This window comes from Zoogloea ramigera, from assembly GCF_006539865.1.
GTDB classification, from domain to species: Bacteria; Pseudomonadota; Gammaproteobacteria; order Burkholderiales; family Rhodocyclaceae; genus Zoogloea; species Zoogloea ramigera.
Genome location: NZ_BJNV01000056.1, coordinates 1 through 24,945 on the forward strand (window position 1 = coordinate 1; position 24,945 = coordinate 24,945).

General features: G+C 69.2%; 22 protein-coding genes. 8 read left to right on the forward strand and 14 right to left on the reverse strand.

Going from position 1 to position 24,945, the window contains the following annotated elements:
* Positions 1-80: 80 nt before the first annotated feature.
* Positions 81-305: a hypothetical protein gene (locus ZRA01_RS14930; protein WP_141353603.1), complete on the reverse strand. Its 225-nt coding sequence runs from the start codon at positions 303-305 to the stop codon at positions 81-83.
* A gap of 280 nt (positions 306-585) precedes the next feature.
* Here ZRA01_RS14930 and fliO point away from each other — a divergent pair, with 280 nt between their 5' ends.
* The 7 genes from fliO to ZRA01_RS14965 are packed head-to-tail and all read left to right on the forward strand — an operon-like array spanning position 586 to position 8,901.
* Positions 586-999 (forward strand): flagellar biosynthetic protein FliO, encoded by a 414-nt coding sequence (fliO, locus tag ZRA01_RS14935; protein WP_246093687.1) that lies wholly within the window; start codon positions 586-588, stop codon positions 997-999.
* Positions 996-1,754 carry a flagellar type III secretion system pore protein FliP gene (gene fliP, locus ZRA01_RS14940; RefSeq protein WP_141353605.1) on the forward strand — a complete coding sequence of 253 codons (759 nt, stop codon included), beginning with the start codon at positions 996-998 and terminating at the stop codon, positions 1,752-1,754. The genes fliO and fliP overlap by 4 nt, the downstream gene beginning before the upstream one ends.
* Positions 1,755-1,762: 8 nt before the next feature.
* Positions 1,763-2,032: a flagellar biosynthesis protein FliQ gene (gene fliQ, locus ZRA01_RS14945; RefSeq protein WP_141353607.1), complete on the forward strand. Its 270-nt coding sequence runs from the start codon at positions 1,763-1,765 to the stop codon at positions 2,030-2,032.
* Between the two features lie 10 nt (positions 2,033-2,042).
* A complete protein-coding gene (fliR, locus tag ZRA01_RS14950; RefSeq protein ID WP_141353609.1) occupies positions 2,043-2,825 on the forward strand; it encodes a flagellar biosynthetic protein FliR in 783 nt (260 codons plus the stop codon).
* Between the two features lie 19 nt (positions 2,826-2,844).
* Complete coding sequence (locus ZRA01_RS14955; RefSeq protein WP_141353611.1) at positions 2,845-4,692, forward strand: PAS domain-containing sensor histidine kinase; 1,848 nt, start codon at positions 2,845-2,847, stop codon at positions 4,690-4,692.
* A 49-nt stretch (positions 4,693-4,741) separates the two neighbouring features.
* Positions 4,742-5,782, forward strand: a complete 1,041-nt coding sequence (locus tag ZRA01_RS14960; RefSeq protein WP_141353613.1) for an HD domain-containing phosphohydrolase — start codon at positions 4,742-4,744, stop codon at positions 5,780-5,782.
* The gene (locus ZRA01_RS14965; protein ID WP_141353615.1) at positions 5,779-8,901 is read left to right on the forward strand and encodes a hybrid sensor histidine kinase/response regulator; all 3,123 of its coding nucleotides are present in this window, start codon (positions 5,779-5,781) and stop codon (positions 8,899-8,901) included. The genes ZRA01_RS14960 and ZRA01_RS14965 overlap by 4 nt, the downstream gene beginning before the upstream one ends.
* A gap of 40 nt (positions 8,902-8,941) precedes the next feature.
* Here ZRA01_RS14965 and gloA read toward each other — a convergent pair whose 3' ends face one another.
* The 6 genes from gloA to glyQ are packed head-to-tail and all read right to left on the reverse strand — an operon-like array spanning position 8,942 to position 14,386.
* Complete coding sequence (gene gloA, locus ZRA01_RS14970) at positions 8,942-9,337, reverse strand: lactoylglutathione lyase (protein WP_141353617.1); 396 nt, start codon at positions 9,335-9,337, stop codon at positions 8,942-8,944.
* Positions 9,338-9,352: 15 nt separating this feature from the next.
* Positions 9,353-10,075 (reverse strand): M48 family metallopeptidase, encoded by a 723-nt coding sequence (locus ZRA01_RS14975; RefSeq protein WP_246093688.1) that lies wholly within the window; start codon positions 10,073-10,075, stop codon positions 9,353-9,355.
* A complete protein-coding gene (locus ZRA01_RS14980; RefSeq protein WP_141353619.1) occupies positions 10,072-10,824 on the reverse strand; it encodes a lysophospholipid acyltransferase family protein in 753 nt (250 codons plus the stop codon). The genes ZRA01_RS14975 and ZRA01_RS14980 overlap by 4 nt, the downstream gene beginning before the upstream one ends.
* Positions 10,825-10,835: 11 nt before the next feature.
* Positions 10,836-11,369 carry a D-glycero-beta-D-manno-heptose 1,7-bisphosphate 7-phosphatase gene (gene gmhB / locus ZRA01_RS14985; RefSeq protein WP_141353621.1) on the reverse strand — a complete coding sequence of 178 codons (534 nt, stop codon included), beginning with the start codon at positions 11,367-11,369 and terminating at the stop codon, positions 10,836-10,838.
* A 24-nt stretch (positions 11,370-11,393) separates the two neighbouring features.
* Entirely contained in the window at positions 11,394-13,478 is a 2,085-nt protein-coding gene (gene glyS / locus ZRA01_RS14990; RefSeq protein ID WP_141353624.1) for a glycine--tRNA ligase subunit beta, read from the reverse strand.
* Entirely contained in the window at positions 13,478-14,386 is a 909-nt protein-coding gene (glyQ, locus tag ZRA01_RS14995) for a glycine--tRNA ligase subunit alpha (protein WP_141353626.1), read from the reverse strand. Before glyQ ends, glyS begins: the two co-directional genes overlap by 1 nt.
* Before the next feature lie 295 nt (positions 14,387-14,681).
* Between glyQ and ZRA01_RS15000 the strand changes: the two genes are divergently transcribed.
* Complete coding sequence (locus ZRA01_RS15000; RefSeq protein WP_141353628.1) at positions 14,682-16,307, forward strand: methyl-accepting chemotaxis protein; 1,626 nt, start codon at positions 14,682-14,684, stop codon at positions 16,305-16,307.
* Positions 16,308-16,354: 47 nt separating this feature from the next.
* On the opposite strand, the gene ZRA01_RS15005 is transcribed toward ZRA01_RS15000, so the two are convergent.
* The 7 genes from ZRA01_RS15005 to ZRA01_RS15035 all read right to left on the reverse strand — a co-directional run bounded on the left by ZRA01_RS15005 (position 16,355) and on the right by ZRA01_RS15035 (position 24,887).
* On the reverse strand, positions 16,355-19,027 hold the full coding sequence (locus tag ZRA01_RS15005) for an HAD-IC family P-type ATPase (protein WP_141353630.1): 2,673 nt from the start codon (positions 19,025-19,027) through the stop codon (positions 16,355-16,357).
* Between the two features lie 80 nt (positions 19,028-19,107).
* Positions 19,108-20,481 carry a TrpB-like pyridoxal phosphate-dependent enzyme gene (locus ZRA01_RS15010; RefSeq protein ID WP_141353632.1) on the reverse strand — a complete coding sequence of 458 codons (1,374 nt, stop codon included), beginning with the start codon at positions 20,479-20,481 and terminating at the stop codon, positions 19,108-19,110.
* A gap of 51 nt (positions 20,482-20,532) precedes the next feature.
* Positions 20,533-20,934 carry a tellurite resistance TerB family protein gene (locus ZRA01_RS15015; RefSeq protein WP_141353634.1) on the reverse strand — a complete coding sequence of 134 codons (402 nt, stop codon included), beginning with the start codon at positions 20,932-20,934 and terminating at the stop codon, positions 20,533-20,535.
* An 87-nt stretch (positions 20,935-21,021) separates the two neighbouring features.
* Entirely contained in the window at positions 21,022-22,515 is a 1,494-nt protein-coding gene (lnt, locus tag ZRA01_RS15020; RefSeq protein ID WP_141353635.1) for an apolipoprotein N-acyltransferase, read from the reverse strand.
* Positions 22,515-23,357, reverse strand: a complete 843-nt coding sequence (locus tag ZRA01_RS15025) for a CorC family transporter (protein ID WP_141353637.1) — start codon at positions 23,355-23,357, stop codon at positions 22,515-22,517. Before ZRA01_RS15025 ends, lnt begins: the two co-directional genes overlap by 1 nt.
* 88 nt (positions 23,358-23,445) lie before the next feature.
* Complete coding sequence (gene ybeY / locus ZRA01_RS15030) at positions 23,446-23,928, reverse strand: rRNA maturation RNase YbeY (RefSeq protein WP_141353639.1); 483 nt, start codon at positions 23,926-23,928, stop codon at positions 23,446-23,448.
* Positions 23,925-24,887: a PhoH family protein gene (locus tag ZRA01_RS15035; RefSeq protein ID WP_218028728.1), complete on the reverse strand. Its 963-nt coding sequence runs from the start codon at positions 24,885-24,887 to the stop codon at positions 23,925-23,927. The genes ybeY and ZRA01_RS15035 overlap by 4 nt, the downstream gene beginning before the upstream one ends.
* Positions 24,888-24,945 lie beyond the last annotated feature (58 nt).

Sequence of the window (24,945 nt, forward strand, 5' to 3'; positions counted from 1 at the left end):
ATTATCGGTAGCCCTGTCCCGTAAAGCCGGAGCCCCCCCGCGCGGATGAGCGGGGCATCGACAACGATGAAGGGGGTGGGTCAGTGCGGCCCTACCGGCGGGGGCAGCCCGGCCCGCTCCCGCGCCAGGACTGAGCGCACAGGCCTGCGGTCGGGCGCATTGGCCCGGTGCAACAGCCAGCGCTCGCCCAGTATCTGCAGGGCTCGCTGGCGCTTGGCCTCATAGCCGGCGACGCCCGCGGCGAGGCTTGGGATCTCTTCCGCCACACCGGCCTCCGGCCGGGTGTCACGATGCCAGAGCAACATGATCGCACCTCCAATGATCAGTTTCCGCGACGCCCCGGAGCCGGCGCACGCCAGGCAGCCCCCGGGCCTTCCCTGCAAACACCCGCCATGACGCGCGGCTCCGCGAGCCATCGGCAGATGCTGACAGCTTGGAGTATAGGCGCCCGCCGCAGTTCGGCCGCCCCGGGTGAAATCACGAAAAAGTACGGTTTTGCCCGCCTTATCGGGCCATCCGAACAATGACCGGCTCGGTATGCTGGGCAAGCTCCCACCAAAGTTGAACCAGCCCCGCTCAAAACCCATGCGCTTCAACCTCATCACCGCCAGCATACTTGTCGCCACCCGCGCCGCCGCCGCGGCGGACGGCAGCCTCGATGCGGCCGGCAGCCTCGTGCAGATGCTCCTGGGGCTGGCCGTGGTGATCGGCCTCCTGTATGCCAGCCTGCACGTGCTCAAGCGCCTGGGGGCCGGCACGGGCAATGCCGCCGGGCTGATCAAGGTTCGCGGCGCCACCGCCGTCGGCCCCCGCGAAAGGGTAGTGCTAGTGGACGTGGCGGGCAAGGTGCTCGTGCTGGGCGTCACGCCCGGGCGCATCACCCCCCTGCACACCCTCGACGCCGCCGACCTGCCCGGCGCGCCGGACGACACCCCGCACCCCGCCGGCAAAGACTTCCAGAGCTGGCTCAAGCAGACCCTCGAACGGCGCTCCCGATGAAATCCCGTCTCCTCCGCGCCTCGCGCCTCGCCATCCGCTGGGCACCTCTGTGCCTGCTGGCACCGCTGCCGGTGCTGGCCCAGGCCCTGCCGGCGCTCACCAGCACGCCCGCGGCGGGTGGCGGCACCCAGTACAGCCTGTCGATGCAGACCCTGCTGCTGATGACCTCGCTGTCCTTCATCCCCGCGATGGTGCTGATGACCACCAGCTTCACGCGCATCATCATCGTCATGTCGCTGCTGCGCCACGCCCTCGGCACCCAGACCTCGCCCCCCAACCAGGTTCTGGTCGGGCTGTCCCTGTTCCTCACCTTCTTCATCATGTCGCCGGTGGCCGACCGGGTTTACACCGAAGCCTGGCAGCCGCTCTCCGAGAACCGCATCAACTTCGACGAAGCCGTGGCGCGGGCCACCGTGCCGGTGAAGGCCTTCATGCTCAAGCAGGTCCGCGAGCCCGACCTCAACCTCTTCTCCAAGCTCGCCAAAACCCCGCGGGTCGACAAGGCCGAAGACCTGCCGATGCGCGTGCTGCTGCCGGCCTTTGTCACCTCCGAGCTGAAGACCGCCTTCCAGATCGGCTTCATCATCTTCATCCCCTTCCTCATCATCGACATGGTCGTCGCCTCGGTGCTGATGTCGATGGGCATGATGATGATGAGCCCGGCCATCGTCTCGCTCCCCTTCAAGATCATGCTGTTCGTGCTCGTGGATGGCTGGAACCTGCTGATCGCCTCCCTCGTGCAAAGCTTCGGCTGACCCTCGCCATGACCCCCACCACCGTCATCGACCTCGGCCGTCAGGCGCTGGAGCTCACGCTCCTGGTGTCGGCCCCGCTCTTCATCGCCGCGCTGGTCACCGGCCTCATCATCTCGATCTTCCAGGCCGCCACCCAGATCAACGAGCAGACCCTCTCCTTCGTCCCCAAGCTGATCGCCACCTTCATCACCCTGGTGCTCGCCGGGCCGTGGATGATCACGATGTTGACCGAATTCATCCGGCGCCTCTTCGAGAGCATCCCGTCGATGATCGGCTAGGTTTCAGCCCGTGCTCTCCGTCACCTCCGCCCAGCTCGAAGGCTGGCTGGCCCTGCTGGCCTTTCCGATGGCGCGCATCCTCGGCTTCGTCGGCGCCGCGCCGGTGTTCGGCAACAACGCCGTGCCGCGCCGCATCAAGCTGATGGTCGGGCTGGCCATCACGCTGGGCCTGCTGCCGGTGGTGCCATCAGCCCCGCCGGAGGCCATCGACTCCTGGGCGGGCATCCTGATCCTCTTCCAGCAGACGCTGATCGGCATCGCCATGGGCCTGGTGCTGCGGGTGGTGTTTGCCGCCCTCGACCTGATGGGCGAGATCATCAGCCTGCAGATGGGCCTCTCCTTCGCCACCTTCTTCGACCCCGTCGCCGGCGGGCAGACGGCGGTGGTCGGCGAGTTCCTGACCCTCCTCGCGACCCTCGTCTTCCTCAGCCTCAACGGGCACCTGCTGATGATCGACGCCCTCGCCCGCAGCTTCGAATGGCTGCCGGTCAGCGCCACCCTGCCCCACAAGGGTGGCTGGCTGATCCTCGCCCGCTTCGGCGCGAGCATCTTCGCCAGCGGCCTGCTGATGGCGCTGCCCATCGTCACCGCGCTGCTCATCACCAACATCGCCCTCGGTGTGCTCACCCGCGCCGCGCCACAGCTCAACCTCTTCGCGATCGGCTTCCCGATCACTCTCACGGTCGGCTTCGGCGTGCTGCTGCTGGCTCTCAGCCATCTGGCGCCGCTGCTCCAGTACTTCTACGACGCCGGCTTCACCACGCTGGCCGACCTGCTGCGCGCCCTGCGCTGAGCCCACGCCCGGAGCCCGCTTGCTCGAATCCGCCCCCACCAGCCTCCTCACCGGCGCCACCCTGATGCTGGCGCTGGCCGCCCTCGCGTTTGCCACACGGGCACGCCGCCATGGCAAGGACCAAGCCCGCCGGCTCGACGAGCTGCTGCAGGCCGAGACCGCCCGCCGCCAGGCCGCCGAACACGCCCTCGACGAAGCCCACGCGCGCTTCGCCGGGCTGTTCGAACTGCTGCCGGAGCTCCTCGTGCTGAGCACCCGGGACGAGGGGCGGCTGATCGACATGAACCACAACTGGACGCCGCTCCTCGGTTACCGCCGCGACGAGAGCCTGGGCCGCAGCGGCGACGACTTCGGCCTGTGGGGCGGCCCCGACGACGCCCGCGAGATCCGCGCCGAGCTGCGGGTCGGCGGCACCGTCAGCAAGCGCCCGGTCACCCTGCGCCGGCGCGACGGCTCGGCGGTCGAAACCCTGCTCAGCGCCCGGCCGCTGCAGATCGGCGCCCGCAGCTACGTGATCACCGCCTACCGCGACATCACCGCCGAGCTCGCCGCCATCCGCAGGCTCACTGAGAGCGAAGCCCGCTTCGCGGCGATCTTCAACTCGGCCCCCTGCGCCCTCTCGCTCACACGCATGAGCGACCGCGGCCACGTGGACGCCAACCCGGCCTGGGAGCAGCTGTTCGGCCTCGACCGCCACGCGGTGCGCGACCAGAGCGCCATCCAGCTCGGCCTGTGGGTGGATCTCGACGAACAGCGCGCCGTCTATGCCCGCATCGCCAGCAACGAGCATGTCACCCAGCGCGAAGTCCGGCTGAACCTTCCCGGGCGCCAGGGCATCGCAACCTGCCTGATCTCCGGGCGCCTGCTCAACGTGGATGGCGAGGAGTGCGCCCTCTGGTCGGTGGTGGACATCACCGAGCTGCGCCGCATCCAGGCCGACATCGAAGACCTCAACCGGACCCTCGAGCAGCGCGTCGCCGCACGCACCACCGAGCTCAGCTCCGCCCTCGACACCCTGCGCCAGACCCAGGAAGAGCTCATCCGAAGCGACAAGATGGCGGCCCTCGGCTCGCTGGTGGCCGGCGTCGCCCACGAGCTCAACACCCCCATCGGCAACAGCGTCACCATCGCCACCACCCTCGCCGCCAATGCCGTCGAGATCGGCGCACAACACGCCGCGGGCCGCCTGCGTCGCCGCGACTTCGACGAGCACCTCGAAGTCACCCGCGAAGCCACCGGCCTCCTGGTGCGCAGCCTCAGCCGTGCCGAGGAGCTCGTGCGCAGCTTCAAGCAGGTGGCCATGGACCAGACCAGCGAGCAGCGGCGGCGCTTCGAGCTCGGCGGCTTCCTGCATGAAATGGCGATCACCCTCAGCCCGATGGTCAGAAACAGCCCCTACGTGCTCGAGATCGCCCCGCTCGAAGCCCTGGAGATGGACAGCTACCCCGGCGCCCTCGGGCAGATCTTCACCAACCTGCTCAGCAACGCCCTCCTCCACGCCTTCGACGGTCGCCGCCACGGCAACATCCGGGTTACGCCCCGGCACACCGCGCCGGGCTGGGTCGAGATCCGCTTCGACGACGACGGCAACGGCATTCCGGCGGCCAACCTGCCACGCATCTTCGACCCCTTCTTCACGACCCGGCTCGGCAAGGGCGGCAGCGGCCTCGGCCTGCACATCGTGTACAACCTCGCCACGCGAATCCTCGGCGGGCGGGTGGAGGTCGACAGCGCCCCGGGCCGCGGCAGCAGCTTCGTGCTCACCCTGCCTTGCACGGCGCCGGCCGGCGCAACGGAAAACGCGCTCCGGCCCGAGGCAGACACGCCGCGCACGCTCAATTTTGAGGATGTCGGGCCGATAATCTGAAACACGCCCAGCCGGCGCAGCGGCCCATGCCAGTCAATCCGGAGCCACCATGGCCATAGCCATCGTCGATGACACGCCCCTCAACCTGACCCTCATCCAGGCCCTCGTCCGCAAGCTGACGCCGCCCGAGACCGAGATCGTCACCTTCTCCCAGCCCCTCGAAGGGCTGCAGTGGTGCGCCAGCAACGAGCCCGACCTGCTCATCGTCGACTACATGATGCCCGACATCAACGGCATCGATTTCATCCGCACCCTGCGCAAGCTCTACCCGGCCGACAGCGTCCCGATCCTGATGGTCACCGCCGCCCACGAAAAAGAGGTGCGCTACGAGTGCCTCCGCGCCGGCGCCAACGACTTTCTCACCAAGCCCATCGACCGCAACGAGTTCGACCCCCGCGTGCGCACCATGCTCAGCCTGCGGGAGAGCCACAAACGCCTCTGCCGCTGGAACGACGACCTGCGCGAGGCCGTCATCCGCAAGACCGCCGAGATCATCGCCCGGGAACAGGAGACCGTGATGCGCCTCGCCCGCGCCGCCGAATTCCGCGACCTGGAGACCGGCGCCCACATCCTGCGCATGGCCCACTACTCGCAACTCATCGCCCGCCGCCTCGGCCTCGACGACGAGCTGTGCGAGCGCATCCTGATCGCCGCCCCGATGCACGACATCGGCAAGGTCGGCACGCCTGATCACATCCTGCTCAAGCCGGCCCGCCTCGACGACGACGAGCTCGAGATCATGCGCCGCCACGCGCGCATCGGCCACGACATCCTGACTGGCTCGGACTCACCGATGATCCAGATGGCCGCCGAGATCGCCCTCAGCCACCACGAAAAATACGACGGCAGCGGCTACCCCGACGGCCTGGCCGGCGACGCCATCCCCCTCGTCGGGCGGATCGTCGCGGTGGCGGATGTCTTCGACGCCCTCACCTCGCCCCGCCCCTACAAAGCCGCCTGGGAGCTCGAGCGCGCCGCCGCCTTCCTGCGTGAAGGCAAGGGCGCCCACTTCGACCCCGCCTGCGTGGACGCCTTCTTCGACCAGTGGGACGCCGTTCTCGAAATTCGCCAGCGCTTCCAAGACGAATGAACGACTACCTGCACCGCCTCGCCTCCCGCGTCGGCTTTCGCACCCTCGGCCAGCAGCTAGCGCTGCTCTTCGCCCTGCTGCTGACCCTGTCGGTCGGGGGCTACGCCGTCTATGTCGGGCTCGAACAGGCCGACTTCATCGAACAGCTGGAGCACCGCCACGCGGACGAGCTCACCACCGCCCTCGCCGCGGCCCTCGAGCCCCACGTCGCCCGGGGCGAGGCCACCGAGATCGGCGCTCACCTGCTCCTCCTCGAAGACTACCCGCACGTCCGGCAGGCCACCGTCACCGATCGGCAGGGTGTCCCCCTCGCCAGCGTCCGCATGACCGGCAGCGGCACCCCCCGGGTCGAGCCCCTCGACCGCCAACCGCTCGTCCCGCCTGCCACCGGCAGAGCCGTCGCCAGCGGGCCGCACATCGTCGCCTGGGCCAGCATCGGCAACAACGCCCCGCTGGGCTGGCTGCGTCTCGAGCTCGCCCCCGCCTCCGGCGAAAACCTGGCCCACATCCTGAGCGACAGCCTGCTCGCCGGTATCCTCACCCTGCTCGGCGGCACCCTGGCGATCCGCTACTTCCTGCGCGCCCCCCTGCGCAGCCTGCAGCAGGCCACGGCCTTCGCCGAAGGGCTGGAGGCCAGCCACGGCAACACCCTGCAGGCCCCAGGCGTCGTCGCCGAAGTACGCCAGCTGGTGGACGCCCTCAACTGGACCTCGATCCGCCTCTTCGACGGCCAGTCGGCCCTCGCCGCCAGCGAGTCGCGCAACCGCGCCATCACCGAGGCGTCCCTCGACTGCATCATCTCCACCGACACCGAGGGCAAGGTGCTCGAGTTCAACCCCGCCGCCGAACGCAGCTTCGGCATCTCGCGGGCCGACGCCCTGCACCAGCCCATCGCCGACCTGATCTTCCCCAAGCGCCTCCGCGAAACCCAGCTCCAGGCCGTGCGCGAGCTGCTCCAGACCCCTTCCCAGGACACCCTCTACCGGCGCCTCGAAGCCATCGCCCGCCATCGGGACGGGCGCGAGTTCCCCATCGAGGTCGCCCTCGGGGCCAGCGGGGCCGGCGCCAACCGGATGATCACCGCCTACCTGCGCGACATCAGCGACCGCAAGCACTCCGAAGCGCTGATGCGCGAGGCCAAGGAAGTCGCCGAGGCCACCAGCCGTTCGAAGAGCGACTTCCTCGCCAACATGAGCCACGAGATCCGCACGCCGATGAACGCCATCCTCGGCATGACCGACCTCGCCCTCGACACCCCGCTGGATGACGAGCAGCGCGAATACCTCATCCTCGTCAAGAGCTCGGCCAACGGCCTGCTCAACATCATCAACGACATCCTCGACTTCTCGAAGATCGAGGCCGGCAAGCTCGACTTCGAGCAGATCGACTTCAGCCTGCGGGACTGCGTCGCGCTGGCGGTGCGCACCCTGCAGCAACGGGCCACCGAGAAGCACCTCAAGCTCAGCGTCGAGGTCGCCCCCGACGTGGCCGACAGCCTGATCGGCGACCCCCATCGGCTGCGCCAGGTGCTGATCAACCTCATCTCCAACGGCATCAAGTTCACCCCCGCCGGCGAGGTCACGGTGGTCGTCGAAACCGACGCCCAGGCCGGCGACGGCAACCAGATCACGCTGGTCTTCCGGGTGCACGACACCGGCGTCGGCATCCCCCCCGAAAAGCAGGCCCTCATCTTCGACGCCTTCTCCCAGGCCGACACCTCCACCACCCGGCGCTACGGCGGCACGGGGCTGGGTCTCACCATCAGCGCGCAGCTGGTGCAGGCCATGGGGGGCAAGATCGGCGTGGTGAGCACGCCGGGCGAAGGCAGCATCTTCCACTTCACAGCGCGTTTCGAGCTGGGCCAATGCGCCCCGGCGGTGGACGAAAAGGCCCACCTCGAGGGCCTGCCGGTGCTGGTGGCGGTGGACAACCCCGCCGAGCGGGCCAGGCTGGTCGAACTCCTCGGCCAGTGGCGGATGCACGCCCTCCCCGCCCCCGACGCGGTCACCGCGCTCCTCGAACTCGAGCGCGCCGCCGAGCTCGGCCACCCCTGCCGCGTCGCGCTGATCAGCACCCAGCTGCCCGACACCGAAGGTTTCCAGCTGGCCGAGGCGATCCGCGGCGCCAAGGCCGCGCCGCCCTGCATCATCATGCTGGCCGGCGAAGGGCGGCGCGGTGACGGCGCACGCTGCCGCGAGCTGGGCATCGCCGCCTACCTGCCGATGCCCGCGCTGCCCTCCGATCAGCAGCCCATGCCAGCCCTCGCCTCCGACCTGCTCGACGCGATCCTGCTGTCGGTGGACCCGCTCGACGACAAGGCCGATGCCCGGCCCCTCATCACCCGCCACCGCCTGCGCGAACAGCGCCGCCAGCTGCGCGTGCTGCTGGCCGAAGACAACCCCGTCAATCGCACCCTCGCGCTACGCCTGCTCGGCAAGCTCGGTCACCAGGTGGAGGTGGCCAACAACGGCGAGGAAGCGCTCGGCCTGCACGCCCGCGGCAAGTTCGACATCATCCTGATGGACGTCCAGATGCCGGTGATGGGCGGCTTCGAGGCCACCGCCCGGATCCGCGCCCGCGAAGCCGCCGGCTGCCCCCACACCCCCATCGTCGCGATGACCGCCCACGCCATGAAAGGCGACCGCGAGCGCTGCCTCGAAGCGGGAATGGACGGTTACCTGTCGAAGCCGGTGCACGCCCCCGACCTCGTCGAGGCCCTGCTCCGCCACACCGACAACACCGACCCGGCCCCACCGCGGGCCGTCCAGCCGATGGCCGACGACGACCCGGTCTTCGAGCGCGACAAGGCCCTCTTCAACCTGGGCAACGACACCGACCTGCTGGAGCAGCTGATCGTCATGTACGCCGAGGACGAGCCGCGCCTGGTGCAGGACATCGACGCTGCGCTGGCCGCCGGCGACCCGGAGGCCCTCTCCAACGCCGCCCACGCCCTGAAGGGCGCGGTCTCCAACTTCTGCGCCCCCCGCGCCCGCGCCAGCGCCGAGCAGCTGGAACACCTGGGCCGGGACAAACGGCTCGGCGAAGCTCCCGCCGCCCTGGCCGCGCTTCACCAGGAGCTCGCCGCCCTCCGCCGGGCCTTCGGGCTGGAGGGCGCTTAGAACGCGGGAAGTGGGGACTGGGGACTGGGGAGAAAGAGACTCAGTCCTTGCGGCCCTTGCTCTGGATCAGCTCGATCTTGTAGCCGTCCGGGTCTTCCACGAAGGCTATCACCGTCGAGCCGTGCTTCATCGGGCCCGCCTCGCGGGTCACCTTGCCGCCGCGGGCCTTGATCGCCTCGCAGGCCGCGTAGGCATCTGGCACCTCGAGGGCGATATGGCCGTAGCCGTTGCCAAGCTCGTACGATTCGACGCCCCAGTTGTGGGTGAGCTCGATCACCGCCCCCTCCGCCTCATCCTGAAAGCCCACGAAGGCCAGCGTGAACTTGCCCTCCGGGTAATCATGGCGGCGCAGGAGACGCATTCCGAGCACCTCGGTGTAGAAGGCGATGGAGCGGTCGAGATCGCCGACCCGCAGCATGGTGTGAAGAAGACGCATGGAAGTTTCCTCGATTCAGATGGAAGGAAGATGGGCCGCCGCCTGGCGCAAGGCCTTGCGGGCGGCCAGATGGTCCGGGTAAAGGGATTCCACCACGGCCCAGAAGCGCGGCGAATGGTTCATCTCGACCAGGTGCGCCACCTCGTGGGCCACAACGTAGTCGATCAGCCCCAGCGGCAGATGCACCAGCCGCCAGTGCAGCCGGATGCCGCTGCGGCTGCTGCAACTGCCCCAGCGGGTGCGGGCATTCGACAGCCCCACTGCCGGCGTCGGCCGGCCGAGGCGCAGGCAGAACTCCTCGACACGGTGGGTGAATAGCTCGAGGCTGCGCTGCTGCAGGCCACGCAGCAGCAGCTGGCGCGCATCGGCGCCGCCCCGCAGGGCCAGCTCGAGCACCTTGTCGGGGCCTTGTTCGTGCCACAACACCCGGTTGTTGCCGCGCCCTAGCCGCAGCTGCCAGGCCTCGCCGAGGAAGGGGATGGACGCCCCCTCCACCGGCTCGAAGGCCGCCGCGGGCGGTGCCGACGGGCGAGCCTGAAGTTTCTCGACAACCCAGTCCGCGTGGCTGCGGATGAAGGCTTCCGCCTCGCGCAGCCCCACCCGGAGCGGCACTCCAACGGTGAGGCCGCGGTGGTCGATGCGCAGGCCCAGGGTCTTGCGGGCGCCGCGCCGCAGGGTATAGGCGATGCGCTGCCCGCCGAGGATGATCTCGCGGAGCTCGACAGCCGCCGCGCTCACGCCGCCGACGTCTCCCTGGGGTGGTGGCGGTGCTTGTAGTGATGGGGGAAGAGGCGGTGCATCTCGCCCTCGACCCAGGCCTCGGCGCGACGGTTGATCTCGTCGGGGGGCAGGCCCTGGGTATCGATCGCCGGGCCTATGCTCACCACCACCTCGCCCGGGCGCTTGAGGAAGGCGTTGCGGGCCCAGAATTCGCCGGCGTTATGGGCCACCGGCACCACCGGCGCGCCGCTTTTGGCCGCCAGCACGGCGCCGCCGGCCTTGTAGCGCTTGCGGCTGCCCGGGGCCACCCGGGTGCCCTCGGGGAAGATCGTGACCCAGAAACCATGGCCGAGCCGGTCGATGCCCTGCTCCACCACCTGGGCCAGGGCGTCCTTGCCGGCGGCGCGGTCGATGGCGATCATCGGCATCTGGGCGATGCCCCAGCCGAAGAAGGGCAGCTTGTGGATCTCGCGCTTCATCACGAAGACCATCGGCGGAAAGATGTCCTGCAGCATGATGGTCTCCCACGCCGACATGTGCTTGGACATGACGATCGCCGGGCCGGCCGGGATGTTTTCGGCGCCCACCAGGCGGTAGGGGATGCCCAGCACGTGCTTGACGACCCACGCCATCAGGTGCGGCCAGCCGCGGATGATGCGGTGCCGCGTCTTCGGCCCGAAGGGAAAGGTGGCCATGGCGATCAGCGCGTAAAGCGGCGTGAGCACGGCCAGGGCCAGCATGAAAAGCAGATTGCGGATCAGGACCACGGGAAGAAACCTCAGGCGGAGAGCTGGGCGGCCACGGCAGCCAGATCGGGGAAGACGAGAGTGCCCGCCGGCAGCGCCGGGTCGGCCTGGGTCTTGGCGCCCTTGCCGGTGAGCACCAGGTAGGGCTGGCAGCCCACCGCGACGCCAGCCTGCAGGTCGCGCAGGCTGTCGCCCACCACCGGCACGCACTTCATGTCTACGTTGAAGCGCTCGGCGATCTGCAGGAACATGCCCGGCTTGGGTTTGCGGCAATCGCAGGTGGAGTCGGCCGGGTGGGGGCAGAAGAAGATGGCGTCGAGCCGCCCGCCCGCCTGGGCGATGGCCTTGGTCATCTTCTCGTTGATGGCGTTGAGGGTATCCATGTCGAACAGCCCGCGCCCGACCCCCGACTGGTTGGAGGCGACCACCACCCGCCAGCCGGATTCATTGAGCCGGGCGATGGCCTCGAGGGAGCCGGGGATCGGCTTCCATTCGTCCGGCGACTTGATGAACTGGTCGGAGTCGACGTTGATGACGCCGTCCCGGTCGAGCACGATGAGCTTCATGAAATACCCTCTCGAGGCCAAGGCTCAGGCCGACAGGCGGGAGATGTCCGCCACCTGGTTCATCAGGCCAGCCAGCTGGCCGAGCAGGGCCAGGCGGTTCTGGCGCACCAGCGGCTCCTCGGCCATCACCATCACCTCGTCGAAGAAGCGGTCCACCGCGGCCCGCAGGCCGGCCAGCACGCGCAGGGCGTCGGTGTAGTCCTCGTTCTGGAAGTGCGAGCGGGCCAGCGGGGCGACCTCGACGATGGCGTGGAACAGCGCCTTCTCGGCATCCTCGGCGAGCAGCGCCACGTCGGGCTCGCCGGGGGTGACATCGGCCTTCTTGAGGATGTTGACGATGCGCTTGTTGGCCGCTGCCAGGGCGGCAGCCTCGGGCAGCTGCTGGAAGGCCACCACGGCCTGCAGCTTGGGCACCACCAGGTCGATGCGGGTGGGCTTGAGGGCCAGCACCGCGTCCACCACGTCCTGGGCATGGCCGGCTTCGCGCAGCTGGTTGCGCAGGCGCTCGAGCATGAAGTCGAACAGCGGGCCCGGCAGCTCGCTGCCGAGCAGGCCCGGCGCATAGCTGGCCGCCGACTCGTCGATCAGCGCGACGAGGTCGAGGGGCAGCGGGCTTTCCATGAGGATGCGCAGCACGCCGAGGGCGGCCCGGCGCAGGCCGAAGGGGTCGCGGTCGCCGGTGGGCAACTGGCCAATGCCGAAGAAGCCGACCAGGGAGTCGAGCTTGTCGGCCAGCGCCAGCGCGCGGCCGATGTTGGTGTCGGGGAGCGCGTCACCGGCGAAGCGCGGGCGGTAGTGCTGCTCGATGGCCTCGGCGACCACCGGCAGCGCGCCTTCGGCAAGCGCGTAGTAGCGGCCCATGGTGCCCTGCAGCTCAGGGAACTCGCCGACCATGTCGGTGAGCAGGTCGGCCTTGGAGAGCAGCGCGGCGCGGTTGGCGAGGTTCTCGTCGGCGCCCAGAAGGGCAGCGACCTTGCGGGCCACGATGGACATGCGCTGGACGCGATCGCCCAGGGAGCCGAGCTTGTTGTGATAGACCACCGAGCCGAGCTTGACGACCCGCGGGGTGAGGCCGGCCTTGATGTCCTGCTCGAAGAAGAAGCGCGCATCCGACAGGCGCGGGCGCACCACGCGCTGGTTGCCGGTGACGATGTTGGAGGGGTCTTCCATCTGCATGTTGGAGACGATCAGGAAGCGGTTGAGCAGCTTGCCCTCGGCGTCGAACAGCGGGAAGTACTTCTGGTTGGCGCGCATCGTGAGGATCAGGCATTCCTGCGGCACGGCCAGGAACTCGGCCTCGAACTCGCCCACGTACACGGTGGGGTGCTCGACCAGCGCAGTAACCTCGTCGAGCAGGTCGGCGTATTCGCCCAGGGTGGCGCCCTGGCGGCCGGCCTCGGTGACGAGCTGCTTCTCGATGTCGGCGCGGCGCTCGGCGAAATCGGGGATCACCTTGCCCTCGGCCAGCAGCGTGGGCTCGTAGGCGTCGGCGCTGGCGATGTCGATGTCGCCGCGGCTCATGAAGCGGTGGCCGCGGGTGGTACGGCCGGACTGGATGTCGAGCACGCTGCCGGGCACGACGCTGGTGCCGTGGAGCATCGTGAGCTTGTGGGCCGGGCGCACGAAGGTGGCGTCGCCGTCACCCCAGCGCATCACCTTGGGGATGGGCAGCGCCTTGAGGGCGTCCTGCACGATGCCGGCGAGCACCTCGGCGAGCTTGGCGCCGGCCACCGTGCTGGTGTGGAACAGGGCCTCGGCCTTGCCGTCGAGGCGGCGCTCGAAGCCGGCCACCGCCGTCAGCGGGATGCCCTTGGCTTCGAGCTTCTTGGTGAGGGCTGCGGTCGGCTGGCCACTGGCGTCGAGGGCCACGGAGACCGGCATGATCTTCTCGGTGACTTCCCGGGCGGCGGCCTCGGGCAACACGCCGGCCAGGGTCACGGCCAGGCGGCGCGGGGTGGCGAACCAGCGGAAGGCGCCGTCGGCCGCGGCCAGACCGCGCGTACGCAGGCCGGCGGCGATGCCGTCGGCAAAGGCCTGGCCGAGCTTCGGCAGGGCCTTGGGCGGGAGTTCTTCGGTGAGCAGTTCTACGAGCAGGGTCGCGCCGGTCATCACGCGGCCTCCTTCTTGAGCATCGGGAAGCCGAGGGCTTCGCGGGAGTTGTAATAGGCCTGGGCCACTTCACGGGCCAGCGCACGGACGCGGCCGATGTAGGCGGCGCGCTCGGTCACCGAGATCGCGCCGCGGGCGTCGAGCAGGTTGAAGGTGTGGGAGCACTTCATGACCATCTCGAAGGCCGGCAGCACCAGCGGCACCGCCATCAGGCGCTTGGCCTCGCCCTCGTATTCGGTGAACAGGCGGAACAGCCAGTCGACGTTGGAGTGCTCGAAGTTGTAGGTGGATTGCTCGACTTCGTTCTGGTGATAGACGTTGCCGTAGGTGACCGGCGTGCCGTCCGGGCCGATCGACCACACTAGGTCGTAGACGTTTTCGACGCCCTGCAGGTACATCGCCAGGCGCTCGAGGCCGTAGGTGATTTCGCCGAGCACCGGCTTGCACGACAGCGAGCCAACTTCCTGGAAGTAGGTGAACTGGGTGACCTCCATGCCGTCCAGCCACACCTCCCAGCCCAGGCCCCAGGCCCCGAGGGTGGGGGATTCCCAGTCGTCCTCGACGAAGCGAATGTCGTGGGCGCAGGGGTCGATGCCCAGCGCGCGCAGGCTGTCGATGTAGAGCTCCTGGATGTTGCCCGGCGAGGGCTTGAGCACCACCTGGTACTGGTAGTAGTGCTGCAGGCGGTTGGGGTTGTTGCCGTAGCGGCCGTCCTTGGGGCGGCGCGACGGCTGGACGTAGGCGGCGTTCCAGTGCTCGGGGCCGATGGCGCGCAGGAAGGTGGCGGTGTGGAAGGTGCCGGCGCCGACCTCGATGTCGTAGGGCTGGAGCAGCGTGCAGCCGTGCTCGGCCCAGAAGTTCGAGAGGCGCAGGATGATCTGCTGGAAAGTCGGTTTTTGGACGGACATGGATGCTCCGCGGCGCGGGCCGCGCTGTTTGGGCAAAGGCGTGATTTTACTGCGTTTGGACGGGCTAGGAACGCCCGAGCGCAAGTGCGGCGCGGGAAACATCTCCGCATCGGCGCGGGCCGGTGTTTGCAGTCCCGAAACACGTGGCCGCTCAAGAAACGGACAGCGGAGGCCGTAAAAACACTGTCAAAGTTTGTTAACACCCAAAAAAAACAGCCCCTACCCGAAAACATCGCAGTTTTCATCCAGCCCCCATGCCGGGAGGCCGCGGGGAGCGTCGAGGAGAATTCGCACCATGAAGTTAAGCAACCTGGCCGTCGCCGCACGCATGCGCCTGCTCATCGGGATGATGCTGTTCGGCCTGATCGCCCTGTGCGCTGTCAGCCTCGGCAGCCTGCGCACCACCATGATGGAGGACCGCAAGGTGCAGACGAAGCACCAGGTGGAAAGCGGCGCCAGCATCCTCAAGCACTTCCACGCCCTGGCCCAGGCCGGCAGCCTGCCCGAGGCGGATGCCAAAAAGGCCGCCACCGAGGCCCTGCGCGCCGTCCGCTACGACGGCAACAACTACCTGTTCATCGTCACCACCACCAACCACTATGTACTGCTTCCCCCAAAGCCGGAGATGGAAGGGCGCGACGCCAGCGGCCTGAAGGACACCAACGGCAAGCACATCATCCAGGAGATCGTGAAGGCGGGTGCAGCCGGTGGTGGCTACATCGATTACTGGTTCCCCAAGGCGGGGGCCACCGAGGCGCTGCCAAAGGTTTCCTACGCCATGGGCTTTGCACCCTGGGGCTGGATCATCGGCACCGGCATCTACGTGGACGACGTGGACCGGGAATTCCGCGCGATCGCGCTGACCCTGGGCGGCATCTCGCTGCTGCTGCTGGCCCTGATGGGCCTGTTCGGCTGGCGCATCAGCGTGAGCGTGACCGGCCAGCTCGGCGGCGAGCCCCAGAAGGCCACCGCGGTGATGCGCCAGGCGGCCGACGGCGACCTCACCACCGAGGTCGGCGAGACCCGCGAGGGCAGCATGCTCAACGCCCTCGCGACGATGATGCGCGCCCTGCGCCGGATGGTCGGCGAGATCAACGACGGCGCCAACCAACTGGTGGGCAACGCCGACCACATCGCCCGGGTCTCCAGCCAGGTGGCCGAGGCCGCCGAGCGCCAGTCGGATGCCACCGCGGCGATGGCGGCGGCGATGGAAGAACTGACCGTCAGCTCCAGCCACATCTCGAGCAGCGCCCGCGAAACCGAGCGCAACGCCCAGGACTCGATGCGCCTCGCCGCCGACGGCAGCACCCGGGTGGGCGAAGCCGTCGGCGCCATCCGCAAGATGTCGGAAACGGTGATCGGCGCCTCCGAGCGCATCCGCGCCCTCGAGACGCGGATCGGCGAAGTGTCGTCGATCGCCAACGTGATCAAGGAAATCGCCGGGCAGACCAACCTGCTGGCCCTCAACGCCGCCATCGAGGCCGCCCGCGCCGGCGAGCAGGGCCGCGGCTTCGCGGTGGTGGCGGACGAGGTGCGCAAGCTGGCCGAACGCACCTCATCGGCCACCACCGAGATCGAACAGATGATCACCGGCATTCAGGGCGACACCGGTAACGCGGTGAGCGCGATGAACGCCGCCCTGCCCGAAGTGGAACAGGGCATCGCGCTGGCCAGCCTCGCTTCCGACGCCCTCGGCGCCATCGAGCGTGGCGCCCGGGAGGCCCTCACCCGCGTCCACGAGATCGCCGACGCGACCCACGAGCAGAGCGCGGCCAGCACCTCGATCGCCCAGCGGGTGGAGGAAATCTCCCACATGGTCGACAACACCACTGCCAGCATCCGGGGCGCGGCCGAGGCGGCGGTAAATCTGGAGCGGATCGCCGGCGGGCTGAAGGAACAGGTTGCCCGCTTCCGGGTTTGAACCGCGCCTGAAGCAGCGCCCGCCAGGGCGGCCTTAGCGGCCCTGGCTCAGCGGCCCTGGCTGAGCCGCTTCTCGAGCCCCACCACCAGCGCCGTGGCCAGCGCCGCCGTGCCGATCTCCAGCCAGGCAGCCAGGCTGATCGGGGCTGAAGCAAAGACCCGATTCATCACGGGCAGGTAGGTGAACAAGGCCTGCAGCAGCACCATCGCGCCGATCCCGCCCCAGAACCACGGGTTCGACCACCAGCCGCAGCGCCAGAACGGCCCGCGCAGGTTGCGGCAGTTGAAGAGATAGGCGATCTCGCCGGCGACGAACACATTGACCGCCACCGTGCGCGCCTCCTCGAGGGACGCACCCAGCCCCCGCCAGCGCAGGAACAACCCGAAGGCCGCCACCAGCAGCAGCAAACCCACCAGCACGATGCGGCGGATCAGCACCCCGTCGAGGATGGGCGTGCCGGGCGCCCGCGGCGGGCGCGCCATCACGTCGCGCTGGATCGGCTCGAAGGCCAGCGCCAGGCCCAGCAGCACCGCGGTGGTCATGTTGATCCACAGGATCTGCAAGGGCGTGATCGGCAGTGTAACCCCTGCCAGCACCGCGAAGAGGATCACCAGCCCCTCGCCGAAGTTGGTGGGCAGGGTCCAGATGATGAACTTCACCAGGTTGTCGTAAACGCCCCGCCCCTCTTCGATGGCGGCCTCGATGGTGGCGAAGTTGTCGTCGGTGAGGACCATCGCCGCGGCATCCTTGGCCACCTCGGTGCCGCCGGCGCCCATCGCGACGCCGATGTTGGCGGCCTTCAGCGCCGGGGCGTCGTTCACCCCGTCGCCAGTCATCGCCACCACTTCGCCGTTGGCCTGCAGGGCCTGGACAAGGCGCAGCTTCTGCTCCGGCTCGACCCGGGCGAACACGTCCACCTCCCGCACCGCCGCGCAAAGCCCCGCGTCGTCGAGGGCGGCCAGCTGACGGCCGGTGAGCACCTTGTCGCCCTCGGCGGCGATGCCCAGCTCGCGGGCAATCGCCAGCGCCGTGTCGGCGTGGTCGCCGGTGATCATCTTGACGCCGACGCCCGCCCCGGCGCAGCTGGCGATGGCCCGCAGCGCCGCCTGGCGCGGCGGGTCGAGCATGGCCTGGAGGCCCAGGAAGCACAGGCCTCCGGCGAGCTGCGCGGCGTCGAGCGGCCCGCCTTCCACCTCGACCTGCGCGAAGGCCAGCACGCGCAGGCCATCCCGCGCCATCGCCCGGCCGACGCTGACGACGGCGTCGGTATCGGCCGGCACCGCGCTGCCATCGCCATCGAGCATGTGTGTGCAGCGGGACAGGATGACCTCCGGCGCGCCCTTCAGCAGCACCACGTGGCGGCCATCCAGCTGGTTGAGGCAGGCCATGTACTGGCGCGCCGAGTCGAAGGCGATCTCGTCGAGGCGCGGCGCGGCCTTGCGCAGCGCGTGCTCGTCGAGCCCGGCCTTGCGGGCAGCCACCAGCAGCGCGGCCTCGGTCGGGTCGCCGGTGATGCCCCACACGCCGTCCTGCTCGGCGAGGCCGGCATCGTTGCACAGCACGCCGGCCACCAGCAGCTCGCGCAGCGGGCCGGCGGCGTGGGCCGGTGCGCCGTCCCGCGTCACCACGCCCTCGGGCGCGTAGCCGTCGCCGCTCACGGCGAAGCGCTGGCCGCCGGCGAGCAGCGCGCGGACGGTCATCTGGTTTTCGGTGAGGGTGCCGGTCTTGTCGGAGCAGATCACCGTGGTGCTGCCCAGGGTTTCGACGGCCGGCAGGCGGCGGATGATGGCCCGGCGCCGGGCCATGCGCGCCACGCCGATGGCGAGGGTCACGGTGATCGCCGCCGGCAGGCCTTCGGGGATCGCCCCGACCGCCAGCGCCACCGCGGCCATCAGCATGTCGACGAGCGGCTCGCCACGCAGGCTGCCGACGACGAAGCCGACCACCGCCAGGCCCAGGATGAGCACCAGCAGGTAGTTGGAGAAACGCGCCATCGCCCGGGTCAGCGGCGTGGCGAGGGATTCGGTGGCATCGAGCAGGTCGGCGATGCGGCCGGTCTCGGTGGCGCGGCCGGTGGCCACCACCAGCCCACCGCCCTGCCCGCCCACCACCAGGGTGCCGGCGAAGGCCAGGTTCGCGCGCTCGGCGAGCCCGCTGTCGGAGGCGACCACGCCCGTGTGCTTGGCGACCGAGGTGGATTCGCCGGTCAACGCGGCTTCGGTGAGCTGCAGCGCGCGGGCGTCGAAGAGACGCAGGTCGGCCGGCACCTTGTCGCCCGCGGCCAGGCGCACCACGTCGCCGGGCACCAGCGTGACGGCGTCGATGCGCCGCTGCTGGCCGCCGCGCAACACGGTGACGTCGCTGGCCACGCTGCGGGCGAGCGCCGCCAGGGCGTCTTCGGCGCGGCCTTCCTGGATGAAACCGATGAGGGCGTTGACCATCACCACGCCGAAGATCACCCCCGCGTCGGCCCATTCGCCAAGGAAGGCAGCGACGGCGCCGCTGACGATCAGGATGTAGATGAGCGGCTGATGGAACTGCAGCGCGAAGCGCAGCAGCGGCCCGCGGCCAGCGCGGGCCTCGATGCGGTTGGGACCGTGGGTGGCCAGCCGGGCCGCGGCGACCTCTTCGGCGAGACCGTCGTGGGGGCTGGACTCGAACGCCTCGAAGGCCTCTTCATGGGGCCGGGCGTGCCAGTCGGTCTGCGGTGGACTTGGCATGATTCAAGATGGACCACGAACATCTACCGGCGTTCCGCGGCGCCGGCCGCCGGAGCGGCCGACCCCACGCCCAGGGGTGCTCAGGCCTCGACCTTGGGCAGCATCGACAAGGCCATCGCCAGTTCCTTCTCGTCGTACTCCTGGTCCACCAGCTTGCCGGACATGTAGTTGGTGTAGGAGGCCATGTCGAAGTGGCCGTGGCCCGACAGGCAGAACAGGATGGTCTCGCTCTTGCCCTCGGCCTTGCAGCGCAGGGCCTCGTCGATGGCGCCGCGGATGGCGTGGGTGCACTCCGGCGCGGCCACGATGCCCTCGGCGCGGGCGAACATCACGCCGGCGGCGAAGCAGTCGGTCTGGTGCACGCTGCGGGCCTCGATCAGGCCGAGCTCCTTGGCGTGGCTGACCAGCGGCGCCATGCCGTGGTAGCGCAGGCCGCCGGCGTGGAGGCCCGGCGGGGTGAAGTCGCTGCCCAGGGTGTGCATCTTGACCAGCGGCGTCAGGTGGGCGGTGTCGCCAAAATCATAGGCGTACTTGCCGCGGCTGAGGGACGGGCAGGCCGACGGCTCGATGGCGAGGATGCGGCGCTTCTTGGCGTTGGGGCCGCCACGCAGGCCCAGGCCGATGAAGGGGAAGGCGATGCCGGCGAAGTTGGAGCCGCCACCCACGCAGCTGATCACCACGTCCGGGTCGTCGCCGGCCATCTCCATCTGCAGGATGGCCTCTTCGCCGATGATGGTCTGGTGCAGCAGCACGTGGTTGAGCACCGAGCCGAGGGCGTACTTGGTGTCGTCTTGCTGGGCGGCCACCTCGACCGCCTCGGAGATCGCAATGCCCAGCGAGCCGATGTGATCGGGGTACTTGGCCAGCACGGCGCGGCCGTATTCGGTCTCAGGCGAGGGCGACGGGATGCAGCGGGCGCCCCAGGTTTCCATCAGGGCGCGGCGGTAGGGCTTCTGGTCGTAGGAGACACGCACCTGGAAGACCGTCACGTCGAGCCCGTACAGCCCGCCGGCGTAGGCCAGCGACGAGCCCCACTGGCCGGCGCCGGTCTCGGTGGTGAGGCGCTTGACGCCCTCCTGGGCGTTGTACCAGGCCTGGGGCACCGCGGAGTTGGGCTTGTGGCTGCCGGCCGGCGAAACGCCTTCGTACTTGTAGTAGATCTTGGCCGGCGTGCCGAGCAGCTTCTCGAGGCGGCGGGCGCGGAACAGCGGGCTCGGGCGCCACTGGCACAGCACCTCGCGGACGGGCTCGGGGATGTCGATGTAGCGCTCGGTGGACATCTCCTGGGCGATGATCGCGTTGGGGAAGAGCGGCGCCAGATCCGACGGCCCGAGGGGCTGCAGCGTGCCCGGATGCAGCGGCGGTGGCAGCGGCACCGGCAGGTCGGCGGCGATGTTGTACCAGGCCTTGGGCATGCGGGATTCGTCGAGCAGATACTTGATCTGGTCGCTCATGGTGTTTCTCCTTGTCTTGACTTTTTGGTCGGCGATGGAAAACAGCAGGGATCAGGCGGCGGCCAGGTCGTCGAGGGTGAGCCCCCAGCGCTGCATCAGGTAGCGCAGCAGGGGCTCCTCGCCCTCGCTCACGGTGCCGTCGGCCTTGGCAATGATGAGCATCGCGGACAGGGCGACCTTCTGTAGCGCCCGGTCGGTGATGTCGTCGGCCAGGCGCGCCAGGCGCGCCTCCTCGAGCAGGAAGACCCGCTCCTGCTCGGCTTCAGTGATCACGTCACGGCAGCAGTCGAGCAGCACCTGGATCAGCGTCTCCCGGTCGACGCCCACCATTGCGGCGGTATCGTGGTGGTTGATCCAGTCGATTTCCCGGTTGTCCAGCCGGCCGTCGGCGAGCATGGCCATGGCGATCAGGCGGGCGATCGCCGCCGGGCTGTTGGTGGGGTAAGAGCGCATGGGCGTGAAACCTGTTCGAAGATGAGCAAGCCGAGATGATACGCCGGCCCCCGCCGAAATGCCCCGCCCGGGGCCGCAGAAAGCGCCTCAGCCGCGGCGCCGGAGCGCCGCCAGGCCCAGCACCGCCAGCGCGGCCGCCACCGCCGGCCAGTTGCCCCAGCGGGCGTAGGGCGTGAGGCCCTGGTAGCCGCGCACCGCCACATGCAGGGCACCCGCCTCGAAGGCCGGCAGCACCGCCTCGACGCGGCCGTCCGGCATCACCAGCGCGGTCATGCCGGTGTTGGTGGCGCGCAGCATCGGGCGGCCGGTCTCGAGTGCCCGCAGGCGGGCGATCTGGAGGTGCTGGGGTTGCGCCAGCGAGTTGCCGTACCAGGCCAGGTTGGAGAGGTTGAGCATCAGCGTGGCCTCGGGCAGGCTGCGGATCAGCTCCTCGCCGAAGACGTCTTCGTAGCAGATGTTCACCGCCACCTTCTGGCCGGCCAGCGCCATCGGCGGCTGCCGAGCCGGGCCACGGGTCTGGTCGGCCATGGGGATATTCGCCAGGGCGTAGAACCAGCCGAACAAGGGCGGCGAATATTCGCCGAAGGGCACCAGGTGCTGCTTGGCGTAGTACGCCGTGGGCGAGTTGCCGAGGCTCACCGCAGCGTTAAAGATGTGGCCGTCGGCGTCGCGGGTGAAGGTGCCGAGCACCACGTCGCCGCCGTGCTGCGCGGCGCTGCGGGCAAGCGCATCCCGGTAGTCCGGCGGCAGGTGGTCGATCAGGAGCGGGATGGTGGTCTCGGGCAGCACGACGAGCTGGGCCGGGTTGCTCCTCAGCATCGAGAGGTTCACCTCCAGCCAGTGCTGCAGCATCTCGGGCCGCCACTTGAGGCTCTGTTCGATGTTCGGCTGGAGCAGCGCAACGCGCAGCGGCTCGCCCACCGGGGCGGTCCAGGCGACCTGGCGCAGCCCGGCGCCGCCGGCAAGGAGCAGCAGCGCCAGTAGCGCCGGTCGCCAGTTGCGCGTGCCCATTGCCGCCACCGCCAGCGCCGCCACCGCGGCCAGCAGCCCGCCCACTCCGAACACCCCGAACACCGGCGCGAACCCTGCCAGCGGGCTGGGCGGGCTCTGGCTGTAGCCGCTGGCCAGCCACGGAAAACCGGTGAAGGCCCAGCCGCGCACCCACTCGCCCACCAGCCAGGCCGCGGCAAAGAGCAACGCATCACGCCCCGCCCTGCCCTGGCGCAGCGCACCGAAGAGCGCCCCCGAGAGACCCGCGAAAGCACCCATGAACGCGCAGAAGAGCAGGATCGCCAGCGCCGCCAGGGGCATCGGCATCCCGCCAAAACGGTTGAGGGCCACGTACAGCCACGAAACCCCGGCCAGCATCGCCCCGAGCCCCCAGGCGAAGCCGATGCCGAAGCCTGCCCCCGCGCGCCGGCGCAGGCTGGCCGAGCACAGCGCCTCTGGCGCGCCCGGCCCGAGCAGCCAGAACAGAGCGCCGAGCGCCAGGGCGGCGACGGGGAACAGCTCGAAAGGTGCGTAGGCCAGCACCGACGCGCCCCCCGCCAGGAAGGCGACGCCCTGTTTGCGCCAACCCATCAGCCGCCGACCGGCTCGGCCTCGGGGAGGCGCTCGACGAGCAGGGAATACACGCGCCGGCTGTCGGCGCGCAGCACCTGGAAGCGCAACCCGGCGAGCTCGACGATCTCGTTGCGCTTGGGCAGGCGGCCCAGCCGGCGAATCAGCAGGCCGCCCACGGTGTCGTATTCGGAATCGCTGAAGTCGGTGGCGAAGGCAGCGTTGAAGTCTTCGATCTCGGTGCCGGCCTTGACCCGGTAGCGCCCGGCCTGGTCGAGGATGATGTTGTCGGCAGCCTCGTCGAAGTCGTATTCGTCCTCGATGTCGCCGACGATCTGCTCGAGCACGTCCTCGATGGTCACCAGCCCCGCCACGCCGCCGTATTCGTCGACGACGATGGCCATGTGGTTGCGGCTGACACGGAAATCCCGCAGCAGCACGTTGAGGCGCTTGGATTCGGGCACGAACACCGCGGGGCGCAGCATCTCGCGCAGGTTGAAGGCTTCGCCGGCGAAGACCCGCAGCAGGTCTTTGGCGAGCAGGATGCCGATCACGTCGTCCTTGCTCTCGCCGATCACCGGGAAGCGGGAGTGCGCGGCGGTGATGACGAAGCGGGTGATCTCCTCGACGGAGTCTTCGATGCTCACCACGTCGATCTGCGCGCGGGGAATCATCACGTCCCGCACCTGCATGTCGGACACCTGGAGGGCGCCCTCGATGATCGCCAGCGCGTCCGCGTCGAAGAGGTTGCGGTCGTGGGCGGAATGGAGGAGGCTGAGCAGCTCCTCACGGTCTTCCGGCTCCCGGCTCAGCAGGGCGGACAGACGTTCGAGCAGGGACGGCTTGCTACTGGAGGGTTCCATAAAGGGGGTGGATGAGAAATGGGCCATGGGCGATGGCGCCCCCTTGCGGAAGCCTCATCGCCCATGGCGCATTGCTCACCCCACCATGTCAGCGTTCTCCCGCGTACGGGTCGGGGTAGCCCAGCTTGGCGAGGATCTCGCGCTCCCGGGCTTCCATTTCTTCGGCTTCGGCGTCGACTTCATGGTCGAAGCCCTGCAAATGCAGCATACCATGCACGGATAAATGGGCGTAATGGGCGTCCAGGGCCTTGCCCTGCTCCGCCGCTTCACGCTCGACCACCTGCCGGCACAGCACCAGGTCGCCCATCAGGGGCAGGCCTTCGGGCAGGGGCATGTCTTCGCCTTCATCGTAGGCGAAGGTGAGCACGTTGGTGGCGTAATCCTTGCCACGGTAGTCGCGGTTGAGCTCGCGCCCCTCGGCCTCGTCCACCAGGCGCACCGTGATGCGCGCCGCGCCCGGCTCGGCGGCCCGCAGCCAGCGCCGAAAATCAGCCCGGCAAGGTACGCCCTCGCGGTTACAGGCGTATTGCACCGACAGGTCGAGGCGGCGGGGGAGCTTGATTTCGGTCATTGCTGGGTTTGCTGCTGCTGGTTGCGCTGGGAGTGGGTTTCGTAGGCGGCGACGATGCGCGCCACCAGCGGGTGACGCACCACATCCTCCTTGAGGAAGTGGGTGAAGGCCACGCCGCGCACGTCGGCGAGCACCTGCACCGCCTCGCCGAGGCCGCTCTTCTGGCCGCGGGGCAGGTCGACCTGGGTGAGGTCGCCGGTGATCACCGCCCGCGAGCCGATGCCGATGCGGGTGAGGAACATCTTCATCTGCTCCGGCGAGGTGTTCTGCGCCTCGTCGAGGATGATGAAGGCCCGCGACAAGGTGCGCCCGCGCATGAATGCCAACGGGGCGATCTCGATGCAGCCGCGCTCGAAGAGCTTGGTGACCCGGTCGAAACCCATCAGGTCGTAGAGCGCGTCGTAGAGCGGGCGCAGATACGGGTCGACCTTCTGGGCCAGATCGCCGGGCAAAAAGCCCAGGCGCTCGCCCGCCTCGACCGCCGGACGGGTGAGCACGATGCGCTCGACGTGCTCCCGCTCGAAGGCGTCGACGGCGCTGGCCACCGCCAGATAGGTTTTACCGGTGCCAGCCGGCCCCACGCCGAAGGTGATGTCGTGGGCCTGGATCTGCCGCAGGTAATCCACCTGACGCGGCGTGCGGCCGTGGAGCTCGGCCTTGCGGGTGAGCAGCACCGGCGCCGCCGAGCTGGCGTCCGACAGGTTGGACAGCTCGATGAGGCCGAGCTGGATGTCGTCCACCGACAAGGCCGCGTCGGATTTATCGTAGAAATGGCGCAGGGCCCGCGCCGTGGCGTGGCCGTGGGCCGGCTCGCCATGCACCGTGAAACGCTCGCCCCGGCGGGAGATCGTCACGTCGAAGGCGGTCTCGATCTGGCGGATGTTTTCGTCGATCGCGCCGCACAGGTTGGCGAGGCGCAGGTTGTCGACGGGATGCAAGGTGATTTCTATCGGTTTCATCGGCCACATGCTGCCAGAGCGGCAGCCGTCGGGGAAGTCGGAGGGGGCATTCGGCCAG

Bases quoted from the DNA above. Each gene is read 5' to 3' on its own strand.
- glyQ (WP_141353626.1), bottom strand. From the start codon at position 14,386: ATGTCCGTCCAAAAACCGACTTTCCAGCAGATCATCCTGCGCCTCTCG.
- ZRA01_RS15015 (WP_141353634.1), bottom strand. From the start codon at position 20,934: ATGCGCTCTTACCCCACCAACAGCCCGGCGGCGATCGCCCGCCTGATC.
- ZRA01_RS14960 (WP_141353613.1), top strand. From the start codon at position 4,742: ATGGCCATAGCCATCGTCGATGACACGCCCCTCAACCTGACCCTCATC.
- lnt (WP_141353635.1), bottom strand. From the start codon at position 22,515: ATGGGTTGGCGCAAACAGGGCGTCGCCTTCCTGGCGGGGGGCGCGTCG.
- fliP (WP_141353605.1), top strand. From the start codon at position 996: ATGAAATCCCGTCTCCTCCGCGCCTCGCGCCTCGCCATCCGCTGGGCA.
- glyS (WP_141353624.1), bottom strand. From the start codon at position 13,478: ATGACCGGCGCGACCCTGCTCGTAGAACTGCTCACCGAAGAACTCCCG.
- ZRA01_RS15025 (WP_141353637.1), bottom strand. From the start codon at position 23,357: ATGGAACCCTCCAGTAGCAAGCCGTCCCTGCTCGAACGTCTGTCCGCC.
- ybeY (WP_141353639.1), bottom strand. From the start codon at position 23,928: ATGACCGAAATCAAGCTCCCCCGCCGCCTCGACCTGTCGGTGCAATAC.
- ZRA01_RS14930 (WP_141353603.1), bottom strand. From the start codon at position 305: ATGTTGCTCTGGCATCGTGACACCCGGCCGGAGGCCGGTGTGGCGGAA.
- fliQ (WP_141353607.1), top strand. From the start codon at position 1,763: ATGACCCCCACCACCGTCATCGACCTCGGCCGTCAGGCGCTGGAGCTC.
- ZRA01_RS15000 (WP_141353628.1), top strand. From the start codon at position 14,682: ATGAAGTTAAGCAACCTGGCCGTCGCCGCACGCATGCGCCTGCTCATC.
- ZRA01_RS14965 (WP_141353615.1), top strand. From the start codon at position 5,779: ATGAACGACTACCTGCACCGCCTCGCCTCCCGCGTCGGCTTTCGCACC.
- gloA (WP_141353617.1), bottom strand. From the start codon at position 9,337: ATGCGTCTTCTTCACACCATGCTGCGGGTCGGCGATCTCGACCGCTCC.
- gmhB (WP_141353621.1), bottom strand. From the start codon at position 11,369: ATGAAGCTCATCGTGCTCGACCGGGACGGCGTCATCAACGTCGACTCC.
- ZRA01_RS15035 (WP_218028728.1), bottom strand. From the start codon at position 24,887: ATGAAACCGATAGAAATCACCTTGCATCCCGTCGACAACCTGCGCCTC.
- fliO (WP_246093687.1), top strand. From the start codon at position 586: ATGCGCTTCAACCTCATCACCGCCAGCATACTTGTCGCCACCCGCGCC.
- ZRA01_RS15010 (WP_141353632.1), bottom strand. From the start codon at position 20,481: ATGAGCGACCAGATCAAGTATCTGCTCGACGAATCCCGCATGCCCAAG.
- ZRA01_RS15005 (WP_141353630.1), bottom strand. From the start codon at position 19,027: ATGCCAAGTCCACCGCAGACCGACTGGCACGCCCGGCCCCATGAAGAG.